The following is a 23,458-nucleotide window of genomic DNA, read 5'->3' on the forward strand; positions in this document are numbered from 1 at the left end:
ATAAATCATCGGCGCGCGGCCGCGCCGACGACCACTACTCGGGAAATTGGGAGGGAGCACGATGGAACTGAAAGGTTCACGAACCGAAAAGAATCTGCTGACCGCCTTCGCCGGCGAATCACAAGCCCGCAATCGTTACACGTACTTCGCCGGACAGGCTCGCAAAGAAGGCTTCGTCCAAATCGCCCAAATTTTCGAAGAAACCGCAAACCAAGAAAAGGAACACGCGAAGCGCTTCTTCAAATTTCTCGAAGGGGGCGAAGTGGAAATCCAATATTCCTTCCCGGCGGGCGTCATCGGCACGACCGCCGAAAATCTTCTCGCCGCCGCCGAAGGCGAAAAACACGAGTGGACGAGCATGTACCCCGGCTTTGCCGAAATTGCCCGCGAAGAGGGTTTCGTCGCCGTGGCGACCGTGTTCGACATGATCTCGATCGCCGAGAAACAACATGAACGGCGATACCGGGCGCTATGGGAAAACGTCACCAACGGCCGCGTGTTCAAACGAGATGAGCCGATCAAGTGGCGTTGCCTGAACTGCGGCTACGTACACGAAGGCCCCGCTGCCCCGAACGCCTGCCCGGCATGTGCTCATCCGCAGGCATTCTTCGAAATCTTGGCCGAAAACTGGTGATTCCCCCCGATTCGCAACGAGACGATCGGCCGCGGCTTTGACACAGCCGCGGCCTTTTCTTATTCGTCCTTTACCGGCCCTCCTTCTGGAAGACGACGTCATCGAATTCGGTCACGGCCTCCTCCACACCCGTGGCACTGAAGCCCGCCCAACGGACCTCGCACCACCCGGGATCGACCGGCAAGTCGTCGAATCGCCGAACGGTTCCGTCGGGCAACCGCACCGTCAACATCCAGGTTCCCGCCGCATCGCCGAGCTTCGCCCGTATGTCGAGCTCGATCCATTTTCCAAACGGCACGTCGACCAGCTTTCGGCCGCGGGTGGAAAGTACCCCGCCTTGAAGGGCCACCGTCGGCCCTACCCGATAAGGCGAGGCACGATCGCGGCACTCGAAAAAGCCTTTCGATTTGGGCTCACATCGCAGCTTGAAACCGATCGTGAATGCCCCGTCGGTCCAGTATGGATCGAGGTAGAAGTGCGGGTCGAAGCCTCGTTCGAGACCGGCCCGATCGGTCACGCGCAACACGTGGTTCCCTTCCGAGTGTTCGTCGGCCGCGATCCGAATCAGCTCGGGAAACCGATCGACACTCAGTCGCGCAAGCAACAAGATCGCCGACGCTTCGGGCGTCTCGAAATCGTCCTGAAAACTCAACGGTTCGGGCGGCGGCGGAACATAGGGGCTGGGAAACCGCGTTTTCTTCGCTTCGTCGAGCCACGCCGGCTCGCCGTACAACCCCGCCTTACTGAAATCGAACACCTCGAAACCGATCTGCGCGGCGGGTGTTCCTTTCCACAAGCGGAAGTCGCGGCTGTCCGCATCGACAAACAGCGGATCGGCAATGATCGAATGTGTATCGTGCCCCGCCGCCTGCCAATCTTCCCAACTCATTCCCGCCATGGTGAAAGGACCGCCGTCCTTTCGCCAATATAAGTTTTCGTCGATCACGAACTTCCCATTCTTCCACCCCGAATGCCCCAGCGCATCGCCGGAATCCCAATAGACGATGTTCCGCCGGCACGTGAACGACAAGTGAGGTTCCGCCCGCGACAAAGCGATTTGTCCTTGGCGGCTGAACGCAAAAATGTTGTTGACGACGAGGTTTTCCTTACCGTAGTGCTGGTGGAAGCAGCCGTCCTCGACATCGTAAACCAGGTTCTTTTCGTACCGAATTCCGGTGCTGCCTTCGTCGGGATACAATCCCCAGCCGCCGTAACGCGTGCAATACACATCGTGAATGACGTTGTAACTGACGCTCGTACCTTCGGATGGGCCTAGGGTATACACCCCACCCATATCGCTCAAAATCCCATAACCCAGATGGTGAATGTGATTGTATTCGATCCGATTTCGCTTCGCCCCGTTATCCTTGTACCCCCAGTGCCAACCCGCCGACACGCCTGAATAGTAGAAATCGGCAATGTCGCAGTGGGTCAACGCGTTGTCGGGACTGTGTCCGATCCACACGCCGACCGCCTGCGGAAGAATACGGCCGCCGCTGTGAATGATGCAATTGTCGATCGTGATGTGATGCGTTCGAAGCGGATCCGTCCCGTACGCCGGCTCGCCGATCCGCACACCGCTGATCCCCAGATCGCGAATGAGCGTCTTTTCCACGCGACAATTGGAACACGCCTTGCGAAACCAAAACGCCGTACCACCGATGTGCTCGATGCGACAATCGCGAAAGACGATGTTTTGGGCACCATCCGCTATGATTGCGGTTTCTTCGACGTTCATCGCGGCCTGCCACGGCGGCAGACCGTCGTCCGGAATGCGATACTGAGCGTGTGCAAATGCCAACCCTTCGAAAACGATATTTGCTGCGGGTTCGACGGTGCCTTTCCGGTCGTCGATATTGCCCGCAATCGTGATCAAGTTCGTCAACCGGGCGGTCACGACGTCGGCTCGCGTCATGTCTTCACCGGACCGGGGCACGTACTCGATCCATCCCTTCGGATCGACATACCACTCGCCCGGGGCATCCAGCGCCGCCGGCAAGTTCTCGAAGTAACACAGGCTACCACGCGTCATCGGGTTCCACGGCTTCATCTTGCCGCCGATGGTCGTAACCACATCCGTTTCCGGATCGGCCGACACGAGCCATTCGTGCGTGGTGTCCCACTTGTGGAACACGGCAATGAGGACGCGGTGAATCTCGTCATCCGAAAGCCCCTTCAGGAACTGCAACGCTCCCCTTCGAAATCGAATCGTGTGCCGGAAGCGTCCGGGGTCGAGTTCTTTCTCGACCACCGCCAAGATGGGAAGAAACTGCCACTCGTTCGGCGTTCGCGCCCGTGTCGCGCGACGACCGTCGACCCACAACTGCGAAATCGCCTTAGGCGACAAGCCGCCCGGGAGCTTCGCCCGCCACACGCCCGGCTTGTCGGGATGCGGCGACCATCCCGTGACCGCCACACCGCCCGAGAAGACAGCCGGTCCGCCTTCACTGCGGTACACGACGGGCGCCTCGACCGTTCCCGAATCTTCAGGCCCGAACCGCAACGGCTCGTCAAGAACGTAGTGCCCCGGAAAGAACGTGACGACAACCGATTCACCGTTTGCCCGCGCATTTCGGACGGCCTGCTGTGCCCGCGCAAAACTCGCAAACGGGGCGTCACGAGTGCCTGCCGCCGAGTCGCTTCCCGACGGCGAAACGAAATACTCGGCGGCCGTCGCACGCCGAGGCATTCCGCAACACGCAACCAGACACACCACGCCCCAAACCAACCACCGCTTGCCGTTTCTTTCTCGCATGTGACTCACCCGCGTCGCCGGCGTTGTCGAAATTGTCACAGCCGTTACTAGATTGCGTCTCAAGCCTAATCACCCGGCAGAGGGCACGCAAGCAAGTTCAAGCGGTCTTCCGCCGTGATGGTCGCAGCGCGTGAAACGAGCATCCGCCCTCCTCGACGACGAGCTCCAACTCCCCGGTTTGCGGAACGCCCCCTGGCATTCAATTGAGAATTTTTACGATCTCCGGAAGACGCGGTTGCGCTCTCCGCTTGCGGTATTTTGGAAACGCTTCGCACAACCCTCACACGCGTTACAGGGGGAACCGCCGACTTGCGCGCAGCGATTCTCTTTCGTGGCCCGCCGAACGATGGGCAATCACGCGCAAACCCTTATTTTTAGCGGTTTTTTTGAGACACAACAAAACTCCGACGAAACCCATCGCATTTCGCGAACATCGCCTTTCATGGCAGGTTTTTCTACACGAAAGAAATGCGCGTCCCGCGAAATCGGGGAAAATTTTTCGGATTCCCCGGTGACGTTCGATCGGTTGGGGAGTTACAATATTTAGGATGAGTGTGCTGAGAATCTTTTCTCCACAGGGGCTGTCATCCCAAGCGAACGTCTCTCGGCTGCGGTAGCCGAGGTTCTGCCTTCATTTTCGCATGCTCCATATCTTGCTCATGGGGAGGAGTCCAAATGAAGTTTTCACGTAGGAGTCGCGGTTTCACCTTGGTGGAACTGCTGGTGGTCATCGCGATCATCGGGATCTTGATCGCCCTGTTGTTGCCTGCCGTTCAGGCCGCCCGTGAGGCCGCCCGGCGATCGCAGTGCACGAACAACCTCAAGCAGCTCGGCGTGGCATTGCACAACTTCCACGACACAAACAAGCGGTTCCCGGCTGCGACGCACGAGCTCAACTTCCGCAATCCGCCCAATGCCAGCGGCAACGGCGGTTGGGACCGATGGAGCTACGCGTGCTCCCTGTTGCCGTTCATGGAACAACGTGCCCTGTACGATGAATTCATGCAAAACCATCTGGGGATTACGCGGCCGTGGAACGACAACAACCTTACGCGCGCCGCCATCGACACGCTTTTGTGCCCCTCGGATGGTCAGTCGAAGGGAATCCCCGGTCGGAACCAGGCCGGGATCAGCTACCATGTCAACCGGGGCGATTACTGGCTGAACTGGGATTGGTATGAATGTCGCGGCGCTTTTGGTCGCGGCGACAAGAAGATCATCAGCTTCGCCTCGCTTCAAGACGGCTCGAGCAACACGATCGCGATGTCGGAATGCAAGATCGGCGTGAAGGGCAGCCGCAAGGTGACCGAGGCTGTCGCACGCGACGTCGGTGCCTACAACGGTGCGCCCCCCAGCTTGTGCCTGGCCCAGGTCGGGGCCAACAACGAGTTCACCGGTAATGTCGAAACCGGTGACTGGCAGGTGGGTTGGCGATGGGCCGACAGCCGTACCCCCTACACGACTTTCCTAGTCATGCTGCCCCCCAATGGCCCTACCTGCGGCAACCGCGGCGAAGACTGGTGTATGGTGACCGCCAGCAGCTACCATCCCGGTGGCGTGAACGTGTTGATGTGCGACGGTTCCGTCCACTTCATTCAAGAGACGGTCGACGCGGGCGATCCGAGTCTGACCGTTCTCGATATGCCGACCCCGCCGGTCGACACCAACCGCCCGCAAGACTACGGCGGCCCGTCGCCTTATGGCGTGTGGGGGGCACTCGGCACGATCGAGGGCGGCGAAACCGTGCAAATTCCGTAATCAACCGGTTACGCAGCGCCGGCCGCTACGTAGCGGATTCGGCAACGCGGTAAACTGCACAAGCGGTCGGTGGATATACATTCCACCGATCGCTTTTCTATTGGCCGGAATCGTCCATGGCCTCTCTTTCCCGATTCCCTCTTCCAAACGCTCCTCCCGCCGGTGTGTCTCACGGTCTGCTTCGCGAAGCTGTTTACCGGTTTTTCTACATTCGAAACGAGTTGTATACATTCTGCCAATCAACCCGCGAGCGCATCATCCGACTGTCGCTGGGATGCCTCCAAACACCCCCATTTTTAGGGAGAGCAACAGGGCCTGACAAAAATAAACCTAAGATCTTGTGCGATTTTTTGTTTTGAAAAAAGCCGCAAATTCCTTGATTCAGGTCATGCATTTCGTGTACGATGTTTTCGTGTGGGTGTTGGGGAACATCCACCGACAACTTGTCGTCCGCATCGGGTGCCGTTCACCCGATTGAGGTCTTTTCCGTTTTTTCTTATGGGGAGGTGTGCTATGTCCCATTCCACGAGGCGTGGCGGGTTCACCCTAGTTGAACTGCTGGTGGTGATCGCCATTATCGGTATTTTGATTGCTTTGTTGTTGCCGGCCGTTCAGGCGGCACGGGAAGCGGCTCGTCGTTCTCAGTGCACAAACAACCTCAAGCAAATCGGGGTTGCGCTGCACAACTTCCATGACCAAAACAAGCGTTTTCCGGCAGCCACGCACGAAATGAACTTCTACAACCCGCCGAACGCGAGCGGACGTGGCGGCTGGGAACGGTGGAGCTACGCAGTCTCCCTCTTGCCGTTCATGGAACAACGTGCACTGTACGATGAGTTCATGCAGAACCATCTCGGCATCACGCGGCCTTGGTGGGGAAACAGCTTTACACGCACCCGCATCGATGCCTATCTGTGCCCCTCTGACGGTGCCAGCAAGGCGATTTCGGGTTACGACCGGGCGCCCATCAGCTACCATGTCAACCGCGGCGACTACTGGTTGAACTGGGATTGGTGGGAATGCCGCGGGACGTTCGGTCGTGGAAACAAAGTCGTGGTCAGCTTTGCCGCGATCCCCGACGGTTCGAGCAACACGATGGCCGCGTCGGAATGCAAGATCGGCGTCAAAGGCAGCCGCAAAGTCACCGAGGCCTTCGCTAGGGGTGTGAATTCGAACAACGGTTCACCGCCCAGCCTGTGCTTGGCCGAAGTCGGCGCCAACAACGAGTTCACCGGCAGCGTCGAAACCGGCGATTGGCAAATCGGCTGGCGGTGGCCCGACAGCCGCACGCCGTACACTACCTACTATCCGATGCTCCCGCCGAACGGCCCCAGCTGTGGGCGAAACGGCGAGAACTGGGCGATCGTTACGGCCAGCAGCTACCACCCAGGTGGCGTCAACGTGCTGATGTGCGACGGTTCGGTGCATTTCGTCCAAGAAACGATCGATGCGGGCGACCCGACTTTGACCGTCTTCGACATGCCCAGCCCACCGGTCCAAAGCAACCGGCCGCAAGACTACTCGGGGCCGTCGCCTTACGGCGTGTGGGGTGCCCTGGGTACGCGGGAAGGCGGCGAAACCGTCAAGTTGCCGTAAGATCACGCACCGTCGGCGGTGTGATCTTTAGAATGGCTTAGATTGAGAACAACAGGCGACCGGAACCGCAGGCTCCGATCGCCTGTTTTATTTGCAGAACGATTGTTTGGCGTTTCTGGATGAATCGGGTATCATTTTTCTCGATTCCCGAAAGCAAACGACGCCGCGTGGAGTCTCGACCAGGCTGTTCGCGGCCTTGTGAATCGTCTAAACTGTCTTTTCAATCCCCAACACTTTTGAGCAATTTTTCTCAGTCACCCTGTACGGGAGGAAAGAAACATGTTGTATCGCGCGTCCTGGATCGCGTTGGGTTGCGTCGGTCTGATCGCCGTCGCCGGCTGTGAAACGAAAAAAACTTTGCCCAGCGTCCCGGTAACCGGGCAGGTTCTGCTTGACGGTCAACCGCTTGAAGGGGCCACCGTAATGTTCCACCCCGTCGAGCGAGAAGGCCGTTACTCGGCCAACGGCAAAACGGATGCCCAAGGCAAATTCACGTTGACCATGGTCGGCGTACCCGAAGAATACGCCGTGGCTGCCGGCTCGGGCGTCCTCCCGGGCGAGTACTATGTAGGCGTGATCAAAAACCAGGCTGAAGATACAACAGAAGGCCTGTCGGACGACGAAATCGAGGAGCAGGAAGCCGCCCGAGGCGACAATCCGTACGCGAACGACACCCTCACGTACATCGTCCCCAAAAAGTACAACCTACCCCGGCAATCGGGCATCAAGATCACCGTCACCGAAGGCCAGACTGAACTTCCCCCAATCGAGCTAAGCTCGCAGTGAGAATCTCACTTAACACGTAGCGTAAACCTTCAATAACGCAGCCGACGTCGCTTTTCTCCCCTGGGAAAAGCGGCTTTTTTTGTGCCCGGCGTGCCGATCGAAGCCCCCCCGTTAATACCCCAATTGCGATAACCTCTTGATTTACAACATGTTACGTTCCTGAATACACAACCCCAGGCGGGGTGTCTGTTTTTTTAACAAAACACTTGCACGATCGTATGCTGTCATGTACAAAATATTTTAGGACATTTGTTTGCATTGCCCACAATGCACCGTTTTTTTTCGTCCGGGTGCCCCGCAAACAAATGCCGTCCTTTTCTGGTTCCTGGTCTTGTTGTTATTGGAGGTGTGTCATGGCACGATCCCTTCGGAAGAGCGGTTTCACGCTGGTGGAACTGCTGGTGGTCATCGCGATCATCGGGATTTTGATCGCATTGCTTTTGCCCGCTGTGCAAGCGGCACGGGAAGCGGCTCGTCGTTCTCAGTGCACGAACAACCTCAAACAAATCGGGGTTGCGCTGCACAACTTCCATGACCAAAACAAGCGTTTTCCGGCAGCCACCCACGAAATGAACTTTCACAACCCGCCGAACGCGAGCGGACGTGGCGGCTGGGCACGGTGGAGCTACGCGTGCTCGCTGTTGCCCTACATGGAACAGCGTGCTCTCTACGAAGAGTTCATGCAGAATCATCTGGGAATCACGCGGCCGTGGTGGACGAACGATTTCACCAAGACGCGAATCGACGTGCTTTTGTGCCCGTCGGACGGCGCCAGCAAGGCTATTTCAGGTTACAATCGGGCGCCCATCAGCTACCATGTCAACCGCGGCGACTATTGGTTGAACTGGGATTGGTGGGAATGCCGCGGGACGTTCGGTCGTGGAAACAAAGTCGTGGTCAGCTTTGCCGCGATCCCCGACGGTTCGAGCAACACGATGGCCGCGTCGGAATGCAAGATCGGCGTCAAAGGCAGCCGCAAAGTCACCGAGGCCTTCGCTAGGGGTGTGAATTCGAACAACGGTTCACCGCCCAGCCTGTGCTTGGCCGAAGTCGGCGCCAACAACGAGTTCACCGGCAGCGTCGAAACCGGCGATTGGCAAATCGGCTGGCGGTGGCCCGACAGCCGCACGCCGTACACTACCTACTATCCGATGCTCCCGCCGAACGGCCCCAGTTGTGGGCGAAACGCCGAGAACTGGGCGATCGTTACGGCCAGCAGCTACCACCCAGGTGGCGTCAACGTGCTGATGTGCGACGGTTCGGTGCATTTCGTCCAAGAAACGATCGATGCGGGCGACCCGACTTTGACCGTCTTCGACATGCCCAGCCCACCGGTCCAAAGCAACCGGCCGCAAGACTACTCAGGGCCGTCGCCCTACGGCGTGTGGGGTGCCCTGGGTACGCGGGAAGGCGGCGAAACCGTCAAGCTCCCGTAGTATTCCGATCAAACCGAACCTCCCCATGAGAAGACTGTGGCGGTCCTTGTGACGGCGGTCTTCGCACATGCGGCGATTGGTATGCGGACGAACCAATCGCCGCTTTTTCATTCCCATCAACGCTTGCAGCAATTGAACGAACGGCGAACACCTGTCGCCGCCTCACCGACATACCCGAGGCGAGCCCGAGACGGCTTTCGAAGCCGCTTTCGTCTGCAGAAGATGCGTAAGCGGCAGAAAAAAGGCTCCCTCGCATCAACGGGGAGCCGTTCGGCGCTTGGCCGGATCGCTTTGTGGGGAAAGTCCGTCGCGTCACTCGACGGGACGACGGCCTTCGTAGCGGAGGCTTTCGACAAATTTCTTCGCGGCTACGTAATCCATCGGCTGAATCGAATTGATCTCCGCCTGGAGGGCCTTCAGCAAGTTACTGACGGCTTCATCCAGAACCTGAATCTGCTCGTAGGTCAAGGCCCCCACCTGGGCGCGTACGGTGAAGAGGGTTTCGATCGGCACGCGTTTGCTCGCGAATTTCTCGGCCTGCAAAACGAGCGGCCAGTTGATGCGACCGGTCAACGCATCCAGATCGGCGGGGCTCAACGGCGTGGGTTGTCCTGCCTGAGCCAGCCGGGCCAATTGCTCCATCGTGGGACGCGGCCTACTATTTGCCGCCTTGTACTGCTCGTTGCGTTCCCGCATCGAAAAGTAGGTATCGGCCCACAGCTTGCGGTTCTCGATCTGTCGGCGTTGGTATTCCGACAAATTGATCGCAGCCTGGGAATTGAGATAGTTGCGTTCCCCTGCCGCGCGGGCCATGGCAGCGGCCCCGTACTGGAGCCCCTGTGTCGGCGTCGTCGCCCTAGCGTCGAACCAAGGGCGGTCCCAGTAGTATTGGGCGCTGGCCGCCCCCGCCACGATGAGACTCAAAACCGTTGCCGCAAAAAGTGCTTTTTTCATTGTCTACGCCCACCCGATCACGGATTCCTCGTGCGATCCACCAAGCCCGCATTAAAAAAGCGCTTCAGTGTTTCCCCAATACCCTAAACACCTCACAACGCGTTCGCGTTTCGCAAACCACACTTTCGATCTATGCGTCTGTTCGGTGTCCGTTCGGATATCTTTAGGAGGAAATCTATGAATGTTGATTGTTGACCCAAACAATTTGTCCCGTAGTATAGTAGCAATGTGAACTAGCGAGTCAAATGACTCTCTTCGGCTTTGACTTGTCGTCACGCCAATGTCTCACGGGAGAATCTTCCGATGTCGCGTTTTTTGCTCGGCCGAAGCGTCTTGCCGGCCTCGATCGTTTTTGTCTTCGCTCTCACGTCGTCGGTTCGGGCCGAATCGCTTGATCAATTGCTGAATTCACTCGATCCGACGCATGAAGAAGAGGCCATTGTCAAGATCGACAAACTCGGTCAATTGGGGGAAGCAGCGAAGCCGGCAGTTGAAAAACTACTTTCCCTGAGCAAAAACGACTCGCCCGTGATTCGCGCCCACGCCTTGCACGCGTTGGGCAAGATCGGCGACACCTCAGAAGTAGTCACCAAGGCAGTGTTGCGCGGCCTGGGGGACGACGATCCGGTCGTTCGCCGAGCCGCGGTAGCCGCTCTGGATATGCTGGACGTAGAGGACGAAACGGTCTGGCCGTTGTTGATCGCACGGCTGGAAGACGCGGATCCGGGCGTTCGCCTGCGCACGATTGCCACCATTGCCGAACACGGCGCGGCCGCGGTTCCCGCTCTGACGAAGGCCCTCGACGACGAAGATACCGCCTACTGGGCATGCCTGATCCTGGCCGAAATCGGCCCCGATGCCGCCCCGGCGACCGCCAAGCTGATCGATTTGCTCGAGCGATCCGATTCTCCCGATGTGCGGCGCGAAGCCATTTTGGCGTTGGGTGCGATCGGCCCCAAAGCGGTCGCGGCCAAACCGAAGCTTTCCGAGCTGTTGGATGATCCCGTCCAGGCCGTACCCGCCATGTACGCCCTCGTGCGCATCGGCGATTTGGATGCAACCATCGTTGCAAAAATCGAGGCTTTGGCTCAAAAGGATGATCCGATCACGGCGGCAGCAGCGTCGTGGGCGTTGGCCAAGTCGAACCCCGACGACGAAGCTCGCATGCAAGAGGCGGTGTCCCGTTTGATCGAACAAGTTCTCAGCTCCGATCGACGAATTCGACGGGGAGCGCTGGCTGCCCTTTTGGAATTGGACCCGCCGCCGCGAATCGCTCGTCCCATCATCGCCAAGGCAATTCGATCGGCACGTCCCGAAACGGCGGAAGACATCGTGGGGGTTATCGTCCAGCGGATGGGCGACCGAGCCGTTCCGATTCTCGCTCGAGCGTTGCAGTTTCCGGCCTTGCGTCGCGCCGCGGCCTATGCACTGGGCGACTATGGCCCCGAGGCAGCTCCGGCCGTCGAAGCCCTGGCTGAAGCGTTGGACGACGAAGATCCTTCCGTCCGCAGTGAGATTCTGTTCGCTTTGGGTGCGATCGGGCCGCACGCCGAAGCGGCTCTTCCTGCCGTCCGCAAAGCCCTCAAAGATCGCGACATGAACGTGCGCTATGCGGCTTGTTATGCTCTGTGTCGAATGGGCACAGCAGCGAGCGACGCGAAGGCGGATTTGCTTGCCTGCGTCGGCGGCGCCGACTCATTCCTTGAATTCGCCGCATCGTGCGCCCTGGCGCACGTCGCTCCGGAAGATGAAAACGTTGCCAAACTCGTGCTCCCCCAACTCATCGAACGCCTCAAATCCGAGATTCCGGGCGTCCGGGAAGAAGCCTTGCGGGCTTTGGCTTGTCTGCAAACGAAGGCCGCTCCGGCTGAAGCGGCGGTCAAGAAACTGGTCGACGATCCGGATCCGGCTGTCCGTCAGGCAGCCAAAGAGGCGTTGGCGGCGATGGGCCGATAACTTCTACGAATGGGGAAATAGGGCGAATACCTTACCAGGGTAGCGGGCGTTCCGATCGAGTCGGAGCGGCCTGTCGTTCACATGGCGACGGATGAACGGGTTGTATAGGCTTGCGCGGTCGAATTGTGCCACGGCGATCCGTTCTGCTTTCGCTTTAGCGCCGACCGATGGAAAGGAATAGAGCCGTAGCGTCTCTACCTTCTTCTCCTCGGATGTTCGGATCATGGCGAAAGCGATCCCCCAACCCAAATCGATAGCGGGCGCGAATCGGATTCGGGTCGGTGGTTGGGTATTGGTTTCGCCGATCGCCGTCGGACCGATCACGGCGATCTATCGCGCTCGTCCCGCCGGTGCCGATGCCGATCGTCCGGCCATGTACGCCGTAAAAGTTCTGCGCCAAGCGTGGACGCACGATCAACGCGCCGTGGAACTGTTGCGGCGTGAAGCGACGGTCGGACGCGAGGTGTCCCATCCTCACTTGGTTCCCGTGCTGGCATCCCAGCTCGACGCGCCGCCGCGGTATCTGGTGATGCCGTGCCTGCAAGGAACGACGCTCGAATCACAGCTTCGTTCCTGCGGTCCTTTCGACGTACCGACGGCGTTATGGATCGTTCGCCAGGCCGCCGAGGCACTCGATGCGTTGTATTCCGCAGGATACGTTCACAGCGATCTCAAGCCGGAAAACATCCTGGTAAACGAAGAAGGACACACGACGGTCATCGACCTGGGATTCGCCCGTCGAATCGACGAGGTTTCGTCGGTTGCCACCCGGCGCATCATGGGAACGTGCAATTACCTGGCTCCTGAGCAGGTGTTGGCTGCGTGGGAAGCGGACGTGCGCAGCGACATTTACAGCCTCGGCGTCGTGCTGTACCGGATGCTCACCGGCCATTTGCCGTATCGCGTCGGAAATTTGAAAGAATTGGTCGAACAGTTCCGCGACGGCACCATTCCCAGCGTGCGATCGTTTGCCCCGCATGTTCCCGCCAAGGTTGCGAGATTCGTCGCAAGATTACTGGCGAAGGATCCGCTACGTCGGCCGCAAACACCACACGCCTTGATCGACGAACTTGCTGCCTTAGAGATCGAAACGTTCACCTATCGCCCCTGGTGAACGTCTCGCAACAGTACCGTTGCCGACGTTTGGGCGATGTCTCCGATCCGCGGTGTGCGCCGGCAGGCTACCAAACGAAAGCTCTCCACCGACAACCTGTCCCGCGAACGGAACCGGCGCCGGCGGAGAGTCGCGCCTGTCGAGAACTCGCAGAGGAAACGAGTAGCGGTTCGGGCTGCCGCGTCCGAACCTGCCGAATGTTACTTCACCAGCACGAGAGGCCGGTGATCGGCGATTTTGCGGAAGGCCTGGATGAGGTCTTCGCGGTAGTCGTTGATCGTGGCGCCACCCGTAATCGCGAAGGCCTGCCCTTCCGACATCTCGGCCACGTCGGCCATGAGCGAATGATCAGCCCCCATTCCCATACTGATCGCGAAGATCGGGAAGTGATTGTCGGCTGCCCGTTGGGCTTGGTTCAATACGTATGATCGAGCGTACGACGTGCTGTACGGGCGGTTGGCACGACCGTCGGTCATCAATACGATCATCTTGAACGCCCCGGGGCGTGCGTTGGCCAGCAATTCGTCGATCGCATCGGAAAGCCCGGCCCCGATGTTCGTGTACCGGTCGTAGTGGCCGGCCTGGCGATGCGTGACCGTATCTTCGATCATAGCGAAGTCGTCGGTCAGGTGGTGCTCGATCAATGCCGTCTGATCGTCCGAGTTGTATATCACCAATCCGACTCGATCGTTGGTATTCACTTCCTCGATGAAGTCGAAGAAGAGGTCGACGGCATCCTTCAATTGCTTGACGGGTTGCTCGCTGACCATCCACAAGTCGGGCGTTTGGCTGTACTCGGGCTTTTGCTCGAGCCAGTAGTTGATCAACGTCATCATCCCGTACTGCTTACGGTAACCGGCCTTTTCAACGTAGTAACCGTTTTTGACGTAATCGATGTAACTCGCCCAACTACCCGAAGGATAAGGATACGGCACCGAATCGAGACCGTACGCCGCCATGATATTCTCGGTCGTGTCTTCGAACCGTTCGCCGTAACCGGGCCCCTCGCCGCTGCTATTCCTTCCCGACTTGATCCAGCACCGCTTAATCTTCTTGTTCGCGTACGAACCGGTACCGCGGAACGTGCCCGTCTTTCCGGTCAAACCGTCGAACTTTTGGCGACTTCCATCGGTGTACTCGATGACGACGTTCGAGAGATCCTTCGTCGACGTCACATAGATTTCCCGATCCTTGAACGTGACGGTGATTTGCGGCAAATTCGGCGCCGTCGGGGCTTGCCCAATTTGCGTGAAGTACTCCGGTTCGACCGGCAAGCTACCGTAGTTGGGGCTTCCCAATTCCTGATAGATTTCGAGTAGATTCGCCTCAACCGTTTCGCGGACGGACTCACCGTATTCATGAATACGGCGCAGCTCGCTGTCGTCGTTCATCGATGCCGAGAAGTCCAGCACGAGCACAATGTCGCGAGGCTGGAAACGCGCGATCGATTCCGCCCGCACGTTGAACGTGTCAAGACCGAACACCTTGGCGAAAAACAACGGTGCGTTGTTGTGCACGGCGGTCACGCGCAGCGCTGAAGGATAGGCGGATCCAGTCGTAAACGTGCGGCTTTCCGCGTCCCAAACGCCTGCCTCGGCCTCGAATTCGTTTTCGTGTTGCATCAGCAACAGTTGCAGGTTCTCCTCGAAGTTGGGATCTTCCGCCAAGTTGACCGCGGCGACGGGGTTCCGAGCCAAGAATTCGAACGCCTCGATCTGTGCGGCATCTTGTCCTTGTATCAACTGACTAGCCCCGGCCAACGCCGCGGCATCGGTCGCCCGCTTTAGTTCTGTTTGCACGGTCATGATGTATCCCAGGTCGACGGCAAAAGCCAGCAACCCCATCAAGAAAACCATGCAGATGGCAGAGAGGACGAGAATCGCCCCCTTGCGCCGTGCGTTTTCCTTCCGCCGCAGCATTCCCAGAAGCAGCCCGTGTGCACGCGATAGCATAACCGAACCTCCGCAACACCAAGACAAGACAGGCAGAAAAGTAACGACCGCACAGGCGCGAGGTTTCTTTGTTCGGGCATTGTGAAATATAGGCCATGATCGCCGACGATGCCGGACCGATACCGCGATCAGCGGTGGCTTCTCGACGACTTTGCGCGATTGAGGGCCGTTTGTAACGCCGCGCGCAGAGGATCGCTTCGCTTCGGCATCTTTCGATGTCGCGGCCGGGCAACACTGTTGTCGCACCGCCTCAACGAGCCTCGCGTTTCGGAAGCCGCCGGCGCCGAAACCGACCGCCAGAGAAAACAGGCAGTTTGCGCAACTTTGGAAAGCACCAGAAAGACATCTTCCCCCGCTTTTCCGGCAGGGACGCCCCCCGTAGCGCCGATATTCTCATGGGGAGCATCACCGAACTTTCTGATTGCCTCAAACGGTAGACGCCATGGACGGCAAATCTCGCTCGTCTCAACGGAACCGGGAAGTGTGGAACGAGGTATCCGCCTCCCCCGCCAACGCGCGCACGTGCGGCACGTGTACCGCGTGTTGCGTGTGGTTACCGATTTCTCCGGGAATCGTTTCTCCCGGTGCAAAGCCGGCGGGAATTCCGTGCCCGATGCTTACGGCCGGAGGTTGCCGCGCGTACTCGAGTCGTCCCCAAACCTGCCGCGATTTCACCTGTTCATGGTATCGTTGCGAAACATGGCCCGAGGCCTGGCGTCCGGATCGATCCCAGTTGTTGTGTCTTCACGAGGTGCTGGAAAACGGCGTCGTCGGGGCCTTGGTCTATGAATTGGCCCCAAATGCTCTGCAACAGCCGACAGCTGTCGAAATACTCGCTGCCTTGCGAGCCGAAAGTGATTTTGTGGTATTGGTCAACGTCGCCGGCAAGCGGTCTATCGTGCGGCATGATCCCCCGCACAACCAATCTGCACACCCGACCGTTCCTTCCCCGCACTTCACGATGTCTCCCAATCGAAAAGCGGTCGCACCGAATTGCAACTCCGATGCGACCGCCGATGACCGGTGTGAGTAAGCTCGAGTCGCGTGTCACTCGACCGCTCGCACAAGCTACAGCAGCTTGCGGATAACCGTTTGAAGAATACCGCCGTTGCGGTAGTACTCGAGTTCGACCGGCGTGTCGATGCGGGCGGTCGCCTCGAACGACAACTCGGTGCCGTCGTGCCGCACGGCCTTCACCAACACTTTGCCCCGCGGCTGCAATCCTTCGGGCGGAAAGTCGATGTCGAAAACCTCTTCACCGGTAATTCCCAGCGATTGCCACGTTTGCCCTTCGGGCAATTGCACGGGCAGCACTCCCATGCCGACCAAGTTGCTGCGATGGATCCGCTCGAAACTTGCAGCCAATACGGCTTTGACTCCCAATAAGACCGTTCCCTTAGCAGCCCAATCGCGGCTGCTTCCCGTTCCGTACTCGGCACCGGCGACGACCACCAGCGGCGTATTCGCCTCTTTATATTTCATGGCGGCGTCGTAGATCGGCATGACCTCATCGGTGGGCAAGTAGCGGGTGACACCGCCTTCACTACCGGGCACCAACTGGTTTCGAATCCGGATGTTCGCGAACGTACCGCGGGTCATGACCCGATCGTTGCCGCGTCGCGAGCCGTAGCTGTTGAAATCGACCGGATCGACACCGTGTTCCCGCAGATACTTCCCGGCCGGACTGTCCACCGCAATGGCCCCGGCAGGTGAAATATGGTCGGTGGTCACCGAGTCCCCCAAGAGCACGAGCACTCGGGCCCCATGAATCGGTGTGATCTCGCCCGGTTCGCGGGTCATGTCGACAAAGAACGGCGGCTCTTGGATGTAGGTGCTGTCTTCCCGCCATCGATACAGGGAACCGGATTCGACGGGAATGTTGTTCCACATTTCGTTTGAAGTGAACACGTCGGCGTAGCGCTTGCGGAACAATTCCGGCGAAAAAGCCGATACCACCGCCTGTTCGACTTCCTCCCGCGACGGCCAGATATCGCGGAGAAACACTTCACGGCCGTCGGGTGCAACAGCGAGCGGTTCGGTCTCGACGTCGAAATCGACGCGTCCGGCAATGGCGTACGCCACGACAAGCGGCGGACTGGCGAGGTAGTTCGCCTTCACCTTGGGACTAATTCGTCCCTCGAAGTTGCGATTCCCACTGAGCACCGCCGCGGCGACCAAATCACCGGCGTCGATGCCCTCGGCCACGGGTTCGGGTAACGGTCCGCTGTTTCCGATGCAGGTCGTACAACCGTAGCCGACCGTCGTGAATCCCAACTTGTCGAGCGAGTCGGCCAAGCCCGAGGCTTCCAAATAATCGGTGACGACCCGCGATCCCGGGGCAAGACTCGTTTTCACGTGCGGCGGCACACTCAGGCCCAATTCGACGGCTTTCTTGGCCACCAACCCGGCCGCCAGCATCACCGACGGATTGCTCGTGTTCGTACAACTGGTGATCGCCGCGATGACGACGCTGCCGTGATGAAGTTCGCTCTTGCGACCGTCGACATCCACCTCGACGCGTTTGTCGCGATCCGCTTCGTCGAGCCCCAATCCCTGCGGCCCGACGGGCGCCGTCAAGGCTTCTCGGAAACGCTTGCCCAACTGCACCAACGGCACACGGTCTTGAGGGCGTTTCGGCCCCGCCACGCTCGGTTCGACGGTCGACAGATCCAGGGTCAGCACCTTTGTGTACTCGGGAACCGGTGCATCGGCCGAAGCGAACAACAGTTGCTCCTTCGTGTAGCGCTCGACGAGTTCCACTTCCTCATCGGTGCGGCCGGTTTGCCGCAGGAAAAGCAAGGTCTGCTCGTCGATCGGGAAGAAGCCCATCGTAGCACCATATTCGGGCGACATGTTCGCCAAGGTCGTCCGATCGGCGAGCGACATCCGGCGCACGCCCTCGCCGAAATACTCGACGAACTTACCGACGACACCTTCCGCCCGCAGCAGTTGCGTGACCGTCAACGCCAAATCGGTCGCCGTGGCCCCTTCCGGCAATTCGCCGACCAACTCCAAGCCGATAACCTCGGGAGTGAGCATGTAGATGGGCTGCCCAAGCATGACGGCCTCGGCCTCGATGCCGCCGACGCCCCAGCCCAAGACTCCCAATCCGTTGATCATCGTGGTGTGGCTGTCGGTACCAACCAACGTATCGGGAATCGCGATGGGACCGTCACTGTCTTCCCGCACCAACACGCATTTGGCTAGATACTCGAGATTCACTTGGTGGATGATCCCCACACCCGGCGGCACCACACGAAAGTTGTCGAGGTTTTCTTGGCCCCAGCGTAAGAACTCGTAGCGTTCGCGGTTCCGCTGAAACTCGAGCTTCATGTTTTCTTCGAGGGCTTGCTTGTCCCCGAACCGATCGACTTGCACCGAATGGTCGATGATCAAGTCGACGGGAATCAAGGGATTGATCTTTGCCGGATCGCCCCCCAACCGCTGCATGGCGCTTCGCATGGCCGCAAGATCGACAACGGCCGGAACGCCTGTGAAGTCTTGCAGGATCACGCGGGCGGGCAAATAGGGAATCTCACACGGCTCAAGCCCCACGGCCTTCCAACCGGCCAAGGCGCGAACAGCCTCTTCGGTAACGGCAAAGCCGTCGCAATTCCGCACGAGGCACTCAAGCAAGACGCGAATGGAATAGGGCAGCCGATCCACCCGCGCAAGTCCCTGTTCCTGCAATTTGTCGAGTCGGTACACCCCGACCGTTCCCTGTGACGTCTCAATCGTGCCTCGAACTCCAAATCGATCGCTTGCCTGCTGCATCATCACTTACTTCCCAATGTTAGTCATATTCGATACGCAACACCGGCTGAATCGATCGAGGAACGAAATACCGTCCCTCAATCGCGCTGAAGCGGCCGTTCGCGATTCCCTCGGAATGATTCATGCTATCGGCTTCGCGCAAAATCCGCCAGACGCACACCCCACCAACGGGCCGTTCCACTGCCTGCCGTTTTGTCGCCGGTAGTTATTCGACACCCGGTAAAAGCGTTTGCCACACCTCGGGTAGCGGGGCGATGATCTCGAGAGGCTCCATCGTTTGCGGTTCAGGGAATGCCAGCGACCGGGCATGGAGCGCGATTGGTTCAAGCCGCCAATCGTCGCATTTCTCCCCGAAGGTCGTAGTCGCGCCGTATTGTCGATCACCGACGATCGGCCATCCTCGCGATCCCGCCTGAAGCCGAATTTGATGCATGCGGCCGGTTTCGAGCTCGATCTCCAACCACGATCCTCGTGGGGTGCGTCCCAATGTTCGGTAACGCAGCACCGCCGATTTTGCGTCAGGATGGTCCGGCGGGACGATTTCGGCCTGAGGTTGATCCGGGATCTTTCGCATGTGGTCGCGCCATACCCCTTCCGGCGGCGTGACCTCGCCTTCGGTGCACGCCCAGTACACCTTCCGAATCAGTCGCCCCTGAAAACACTCGGTCAACCGTCGCGTGGCCCGACGATGCTTTCCGAACACGATCGCGCCGCTCACCGGCCGGTCCAACCGGTGCGGCACGCCGAGATACACTTGTCCGACCTTGCCTTCCCGGCGTTTCAAAAACACACGCACCTCCTTGTCGAGGCTCGGCACGAGAGGCGGCCCCTGGGTCAGCAGGCCGTACGGTTTGTTGACGACCAGGCACCAATCACTCTCGAACAAAATATCGAACGGAGGAGAACGCATCGTCGATGGTCGAACGAAGTGAAAAACGTCATCTTGGTAGCGTGCCGGGGACACTCCCTCGACCCCGATCGGCCATCATACCGCTCTTTTTGCGTTGCCGCGACCGGGCCGACATTGCCCGACCATCCCCCCAAAGGAATGCCCTCTACCGGTTTGCGCGGAGGCGCGAAACAATCCCTTCGATGTTTTCGATTCCCGACGGCGATCTGCCGAATCCAGGCCCCACCCCGCTTTGACAAACCGCCCGTTCGATCCTAGAATCAGACGTATCTTGGGCGTCGGCATCGTGTTGGAGCGATGCTGCCGCGGAAACCTTTCCCGCATTGGGAACCTTGCGCGGGGCGGTAGCTCAGTTGGGAGAGCGCTAGAATCGCACTCTAGAGGTCGGGAGTTCGAATCTCCTCCGCTCCACTGGCTCGGGGAGGCGGGCCGGTTGTTTCGGCCCGCTTCTTTCCGTTTGATACACGGTGTAGGGGCACAAATCAGTAGATGCCTTGAACGCCGTCCATGCAAACGGAGAAAAGTCGAAACACCATGCACGGTGGCTGTAGCTCAATCGGTTAGAGCGCCAGACTGTGGATCTGGAAGTTGGGGGTTCGAGTCCCCTCAGCCACCCTTCGCCGCCTGTCGACTTCCGACGGGCGGTTTTTCGTGCGCCCTGCTGCTGGTAGGCGAAACGCCCCTACGAGGCCAAGGCGCACGAAGAAACCTCTTCCCTCACAAGGAAGAGGTCCTGCAAAACGACGGATGTCGAGCTTCAGCGCGCCGTTTGATCGACGGATCGCCGTCTCGTAGAAACAAAAGTGGAGATGATCGGATTCGAACCGACGACCTCCGCCTTGCAAGGGCGGCGCTCTCCCAACTGAGCTACATCCCCTCATTGCTCGGTTCAGCAACGCAAGACTGCCCGCCGAGCAATTATCAAGATACTCGTGGTCGCCGATCCCTTCAAGGTGCATCGACCTGTCGACCACCGACTACCGAGAAGAAAAGCCGCCCCGCTCGAGCGAGGCGGCTCCATCAGCCGTTCACCGGTTACCGGCCGTCCTGAGCTGGGGAGGTGATCAGAGTGCCTTGTTTCCGATCGATTCACCACCTTGGATCGTGCCCAAGGCACCCCAGACGCCGTACGGACTATCGGTACGACCTTGGCGAGCCCCCTCTGGGGCGGCCAGATTGCCCGTGTCGATCGTTTCCTTGATGAAGTGCACCGACCCGTCCGCCATACACACATTCACGCCGCCGGGGTGATTGCTGGTGGGCGTCCAAATCCCCCACTTCGTTCCCTGGTACACCTCCGGCGTGCAACTCGGTGCATTCGGCGGCAATACCGTTGTGAAGCCGCTCCATAGAGGCTGGCCGTCGTGATAACGCAAGCCGGACGCTCGCGTGGTTCCCGTGGCCACATCGGTAGTCAACACTTCGACGCCCGGAGCGTACTGTGAATTCGGCCCCAAGGTCGCCATGCACAGCGTCGGGTTGTCGCGCATCCCGCTGCCCAAGTTGCCGGCGATGTTTCCGCGAATCAGCCGCGCTTTACGATCGCCGGTCGTTCGTTCACTGAAAGCGGCGGTGTTGCTCGTCCCGTCAATAATGTCGGCGAAACGGCGATAGCGATAGCGATCGAACAATCCGCGAGTCCGTTTGCCGCCGTGATTTCCCTGGATCGAATCTCCCACCGACATCACGTAAGACCGATGTCCATAGGGCCCGATCTTGCGTTTGGAAACGCCGTCGGACGGACACAGGAACGAGTCGATTTGGGCAACTTCGTACCGCCAGCCGGGATAATTACTGTTCCAAGGGCGCGGACCATACGCAGGCCAGTCGGGCGTGCCGTCGCCGTTGCTGTCCCATTGGCTGGAAATCTTGTCGTACAGCGCCCGCTGCTCCATGAAAGCCAACAACGACACAAAACCCGACAACCGCCGGCTATTGTGCATCGGATTACTGCCGGGCCCGTTAGTTCCCCCCGACATGCAAGCGAAAGCCCCGTTCGTGTCATGGTAATTGTGTAGGGCCAAGCCCAGCTGTTTCAGGTTGTTTGTACACTGAGACCGACGTGCGGCTTCCCGCGCGGCCTGAACCGCAGGCAACAGCAGCGCGATCAAAATACCGATGATGGCAATGACCACCAACAGCTCCACCAGTGTGAAGCCGACGCGCACACGTCGTTCCTCTTTCGGCGTATACGCAGCATACACAAGGCGAGTAGACATGACGACTCAACCTCCCACGAAAACAAAAGAAAAGGAAAAGAGCACCACTCTCGACCGGAAGGAACCCTGGAGCGAACGATCCTTATGAAATACATTACATGTCTTTTGTTTTCGCAGCAAGAAATCAGTAATGATTTTCTTTCATAACCACCACAAATACACACACACAAAGACACACTGTTGCTATTGTGCCACATCAATGTCCATTCCTTCCGGTCTCGGCACGAAAAAAAGCCCGACTTGCGTCGGGCGAATGGATATCACCTAGTTGTCAAGCGATTTCGCTCAGCCGACAGACCGCTAGAACGCCCCTTGGCCGATGACCTCTCCTCCCTGAATCGTTCCCAGAGCTCCCCAATTCCGAAGGGACTGTCCCTGCGTCCTTGACGAGTTCTTTTTGAGCCAGGTTGCCCGTATCGATCGTGTCACGCATGCAATGGGCGAAGCAGCCGCCCCGCACACGTTCGCCCCCGCCCCGATGGAACTTGGTAGGCAAACAGGTTGCCCATTCCCGGTCGCGTGCATCCCATCCACAACTAGAAGCATTCGGTGGCAGGACCGTCGTGAACCCGGAATACAGCGGTCGGCCGTCCGGCCAACGGCTCCCACGACGGCCGTACACTTTCGACACGCTCGTCGCGTATTCTCCGTCGGCCCCCATGGTCGCCAGACACGTGGACGGATTGTCATCCCCTTCCCGACCACGGCGATATTCCCTCGCACCTACTCACCGTTTTCCGCCAAAATCATCTGCTGGCTGCGTCCTGCGATTTTTTGCCGCTCCTGCAAACGGCTAACGTGGCGGCATTGAGCGTCCAGCAAGCCGCCGAACCAAGGTCTCACTTCAGGAACGGCTATTCTCGAATGGTCGCCGGGAACCAATGCGAGCGTCGAGCCGTTTTCGATGCCGACAGGAGCGGAAGCTTGCGAACGGCGAGACTCCTCGGTATGTTGGGAGACGAAGCGAGGGGTGAGCGTAAAATTTCAATGCTTTTTTCGTTTCGCGCTAGCCCTGTTTACCACTCGCATGATGTGGGGGAGGAGAATGATGTGGCGTTGTATTGTCTTGTTGACCGGTGCTTGCCTCGCAGCGTCCCTTGTGGGCTGCAACAGCGGCTCAAGCGACCTGCCTGAAACATTTCCCGTGTCGATCAAGATCACGTACAAGGGGCAACCGGTCGAAGGGGCAACGGTGTCGTTGGTTCCTCAAACACCCGACGGCAAAGGAGCCTCGGGTATCACCGACAGCAGCGGCACGGCCACCGTCCGCACGTTCACCCAGGGCGAAGGCGCCCTTCCCGGGACGTACAAGGTAACCGTCATCAAGACGCAAAGTACGGCCCCGGAAGTCACCGGCGAAAACGAAGAGGCCTACGAGGAAGAGATGGAGTCGGAAGGCGACGAATCAGCGTTCGAGCCGAAAGACCTGCTTCCCGCCAAGTACAAATCGGCGGAAACGACGGACCTGGAATGCACCGTTTCGGCCGAGGGCGATAATCGATTCGAGTTCGATCTCACCGATTGAACGGCACGTCGGCCGGCCCTATTGGAACCCGAACGCAATGCGCGAGCCACCTTCGACGGTCGGCTCGCGTTTTCATTTTCCACTTCCCG

General features: G+C 58.9%; 14 protein-coding genes and 3 tRNA genes. 10 read left to right on the top strand and 7 right to left on the bottom strand.

Features of this window, described 5'->3' with window-relative positions:
• The first annotated feature begins 61 nt into the window (after nucleotides 1-61).
• Entirely contained in the window at nucleotides 62-634 is a 573-nt protein-coding gene (gene rbr / locus ACYQ2I_RS13375) for a rubrerythrin (protein WP_460167522.1), read from the top strand.
• A 70-nt stretch (nucleotides 635-704) separates the two neighbouring features.
• Here the strand turns inward: rbr and ACYQ2I_RS13380 are convergent, their stop codons facing one another.
• Nucleotides 705-3,389 carry a right-handed parallel beta-helix repeat-containing protein gene (locus ACYQ2I_RS13380; RefSeq protein ID WP_460167523.1) on the bottom strand — a complete coding sequence of 895 codons (2,685 nt, stop codon included), beginning with the start codon at nucleotides 3,387-3,389 and terminating at the stop codon, nucleotides 705-707.
• A gap of 675 nt (nucleotides 3,390-4,064) precedes the next feature.
• Between ACYQ2I_RS13380 and ACYQ2I_RS13385 the strand changes: the two genes are divergently transcribed.
• From ACYQ2I_RS13385 to ACYQ2I_RS13400, 4 genes are all read left to right on the top strand, one after another.
• Nucleotides 4,065-5,147: a DUF1559 family PulG-like putative transporter gene (locus ACYQ2I_RS13385; protein ID WP_460167524.1), complete on the top strand. Its 1,083-nt coding sequence runs from the start codon at nucleotides 4,065-4,067 to the stop codon at nucleotides 5,145-5,147.
• 513 nt (nucleotides 5,148-5,660) lie between these two features.
• Nucleotides 5,661-6,743 carry a DUF1559 domain-containing protein gene (locus tag ACYQ2I_RS13390; RefSeq protein WP_460167525.1) on the top strand — a complete coding sequence of 361 codons (1,083 nt, stop codon included), beginning with the start codon at nucleotides 5,661-5,663 and terminating at the stop codon, nucleotides 6,741-6,743.
• Between the two features lie 279 nt (nucleotides 6,744-7,022).
• Entirely contained in the window at nucleotides 7,023-7,529 is a 507-nt protein-coding gene (locus ACYQ2I_RS13395) for a hypothetical protein (protein WP_460167526.1), read from the top strand.
• 353 nt (nucleotides 7,530-7,882) lie between these two features.
• The gene (locus tag ACYQ2I_RS13400) at nucleotides 7,883-8,965 is read left to right on the top strand and encodes a DUF1559 domain-containing protein (protein WP_460167527.1); all 1,083 of its coding nucleotides are present in this window, start codon (nucleotides 7,883-7,885) and stop codon (nucleotides 8,963-8,965) included.
• 312 nt (nucleotides 8,966-9,277) lie between these two features.
• On the opposite strand, the gene ACYQ2I_RS13405 is transcribed toward ACYQ2I_RS13400, so the two are convergent.
• Nucleotides 9,278-9,919 (bottom strand): hypothetical protein, encoded by a 642-nt coding sequence (locus tag ACYQ2I_RS13405; RefSeq protein ID WP_460167528.1) that lies wholly within the window; start codon nucleotides 9,917-9,919, stop codon nucleotides 9,278-9,280.
• A gap of 303 nt (nucleotides 9,920-10,222) precedes the next feature.
• On the opposite strand from ACYQ2I_RS13405, the gene ACYQ2I_RS13410 reads away from it, so the two are divergent.
• Both ACYQ2I_RS13410 and ACYQ2I_RS13415 read left to right on the top strand, forming a co-directional pair.
• Nucleotides 10,223-11,875, top strand: coding sequence for a HEAT repeat domain-containing protein (locus ACYQ2I_RS13410; protein ID WP_460167529.1), 1,653 nt, complete (start codon nucleotides 10,223-10,225; stop codon nucleotides 11,873-11,875).
• Between the two features lie 223 nt (nucleotides 11,876-12,098).
• Entirely contained in the window at nucleotides 12,099-12,989 is an 891-nt protein-coding gene (locus tag ACYQ2I_RS13415; RefSeq protein WP_460167530.1) for a serine/threonine-protein kinase, read from the top strand.
• Nucleotides 12,990-13,189: 200 nt separating this feature from the next.
• Here ACYQ2I_RS13415 and ACYQ2I_RS13420 read toward each other — a convergent pair whose 3' ends face one another.
• The 3 genes from ACYQ2I_RS13420 to ACYQ2I_RS13430 form a co-directional block, all read right to left on the bottom strand.
• Nucleotides 13,190-14,941, bottom strand: coding sequence for a vWA domain-containing protein (locus ACYQ2I_RS13420; RefSeq protein ID WP_460167531.1), 1,752 nt, complete (start codon nucleotides 14,939-14,941; stop codon nucleotides 13,190-13,192).
• A 1,068-nt stretch (nucleotides 14,942-16,009) separates the two neighbouring features.
• Complete coding sequence (gene acnA, locus ACYQ2I_RS13425) at nucleotides 16,010-18,718, bottom strand: aconitate hydratase AcnA (RefSeq protein ID WP_460167532.1); 2,709 nt, start codon at nucleotides 18,716-18,718, stop codon at nucleotides 16,010-16,012.
• Between the two features lie 202 nt (nucleotides 18,719-18,920).
• Nucleotides 18,921-19,625 carry an RluA family pseudouridine synthase gene (locus ACYQ2I_RS13430; RefSeq protein WP_460167533.1) on the bottom strand — a complete coding sequence of 235 codons (705 nt, stop codon included), beginning with the start codon at nucleotides 19,623-19,625 and terminating at the stop codon, nucleotides 18,921-18,923.
• Between the two features lie 338 nt (nucleotides 19,626-19,963).
• Here ACYQ2I_RS13430 and ACYQ2I_RS13435 point away from each other — a divergent pair.
• Nucleotides 19,964-20,036: transfer RNA gene (locus ACYQ2I_RS13435), tRNA-Ala, on the top strand.
• A 130-nt stretch (nucleotides 20,037-20,166) separates the two neighbouring features.
• Nucleotides 20,167-20,240 (top strand) — tRNA-His (locus ACYQ2I_RS13440).
• 189 nt (nucleotides 20,241-20,429) lie between these two features.
• On the opposite strand, the gene ACYQ2I_RS13445 is transcribed toward ACYQ2I_RS13440, so the two are convergent.
• Nucleotides 20,430-20,502 (bottom strand) — tRNA-Ala (locus ACYQ2I_RS13445).
• Between the two features lie 187 nt (nucleotides 20,503-20,689).
• Nucleotides 20,690-21,844 carry a DUF1559 domain-containing protein gene (locus ACYQ2I_RS13450; protein WP_460167534.1) on the bottom strand — a complete coding sequence of 385 codons (1,155 nt, stop codon included), beginning with the start codon at nucleotides 21,842-21,844 and terminating at the stop codon, nucleotides 20,690-20,692.
• A gap of 1,045 nt (nucleotides 21,845-22,889) precedes the next feature.
• Here ACYQ2I_RS13450 and ACYQ2I_RS13455 point away from each other — a divergent pair.
• Complete coding sequence (locus ACYQ2I_RS13455; protein ID WP_460167535.1) at nucleotides 22,890-23,369, top strand: carboxypeptidase-like regulatory domain-containing protein; 480 nt, start codon at nucleotides 22,890-22,892, stop codon at nucleotides 23,367-23,369.
• Nucleotides 23,370-23,458 lie beyond the last annotated feature (89 nt).

Source organism: Thermostilla marina (assembly GCF_054657455.1).

Excerpts from the sequence above, each read along its gene's own strand:
- ACYQ2I_RS13405 (WP_460167528.1), bottom strand. The coding sequence starts at position 9,919 with ATGAAAAAAGCACTTTTTGCGGCAACGGTTTTGAGTCTCATCGTGGCG.
- ACYQ2I_RS13415 (WP_460167530.1), top strand. The coding sequence starts at position 12,099 with ATGGCGAAAGCGATCCCCCAACCCAAATCGATAGCGGGCGCGAATCGG.
- rbr (WP_460167522.1), top strand. The coding sequence starts at position 62 with ATGGAACTGAAAGGTTCACGAACCGAAAAGAATCTGCTGACCGCCTTC.
- ACYQ2I_RS13455 (WP_460167535.1), top strand. The coding sequence starts at position 22,890 with ATGATGTGGCGTTGTATTGTCTTGTTGACCGGTGCTTGCCTCGCAGCG.
- ACYQ2I_RS13400 (WP_460167527.1), top strand. The coding sequence starts at position 7,883 with ATGGCACGATCCCTTCGGAAGAGCGGTTTCACGCTGGTGGAACTGCTG.
- ACYQ2I_RS13450 (WP_460167534.1), bottom strand. The coding sequence starts at position 21,844 with ATGTCTACTCGCCTTGTGTATGCTGCGTATACGCCGAAAGAGGAACGA.
- ACYQ2I_RS13385 (WP_460167524.1), top strand. The coding sequence starts at position 4,065 with ATGAAGTTTTCACGTAGGAGTCGCGGTTTCACCTTGGTGGAACTGCTG.
- ACYQ2I_RS13430 (WP_460167533.1), bottom strand. The coding sequence starts at position 19,625 with ATGCGTTCTCCTCCGTTCGATATTTTGTTCGAGAGTGATTGGTGCCTG.
- ACYQ2I_RS13420 (WP_460167531.1), bottom strand. The coding sequence starts at position 14,941 with ATGCTATCGCGTGCACACGGGCTGCTTCTGGGAATGCTGCGGCGGAAG.
- ACYQ2I_RS13390 (WP_460167525.1), top strand. The coding sequence starts at position 5,661 with ATGTCCCATTCCACGAGGCGTGGCGGGTTCACCCTAGTTGAACTGCTG.
- ACYQ2I_RS13410 (WP_460167529.1), top strand. The coding sequence starts at position 10,223 with ATGTCGCGTTTTTTGCTCGGCCGAAGCGTCTTGCCGGCCTCGATCGTT.
- ACYQ2I_RS13380 (WP_460167523.1), bottom strand. The coding sequence starts at position 3,389 with ATGCGAGAAAGAAACGGCAAGCGGTGGTTGGTTTGGGGCGTGGTGTGT.
- acnA (WP_460167532.1), bottom strand. The coding sequence starts at position 18,718 with ATGATGCAGCAGGCAAGCGATCGATTTGGAGTTCGAGGCACGATTGAG.
- ACYQ2I_RS13395 (WP_460167526.1), top strand. The coding sequence starts at position 7,023 with ATGTTGTATCGCGCGTCCTGGATCGCGTTGGGTTGCGTCGGTCTGATC.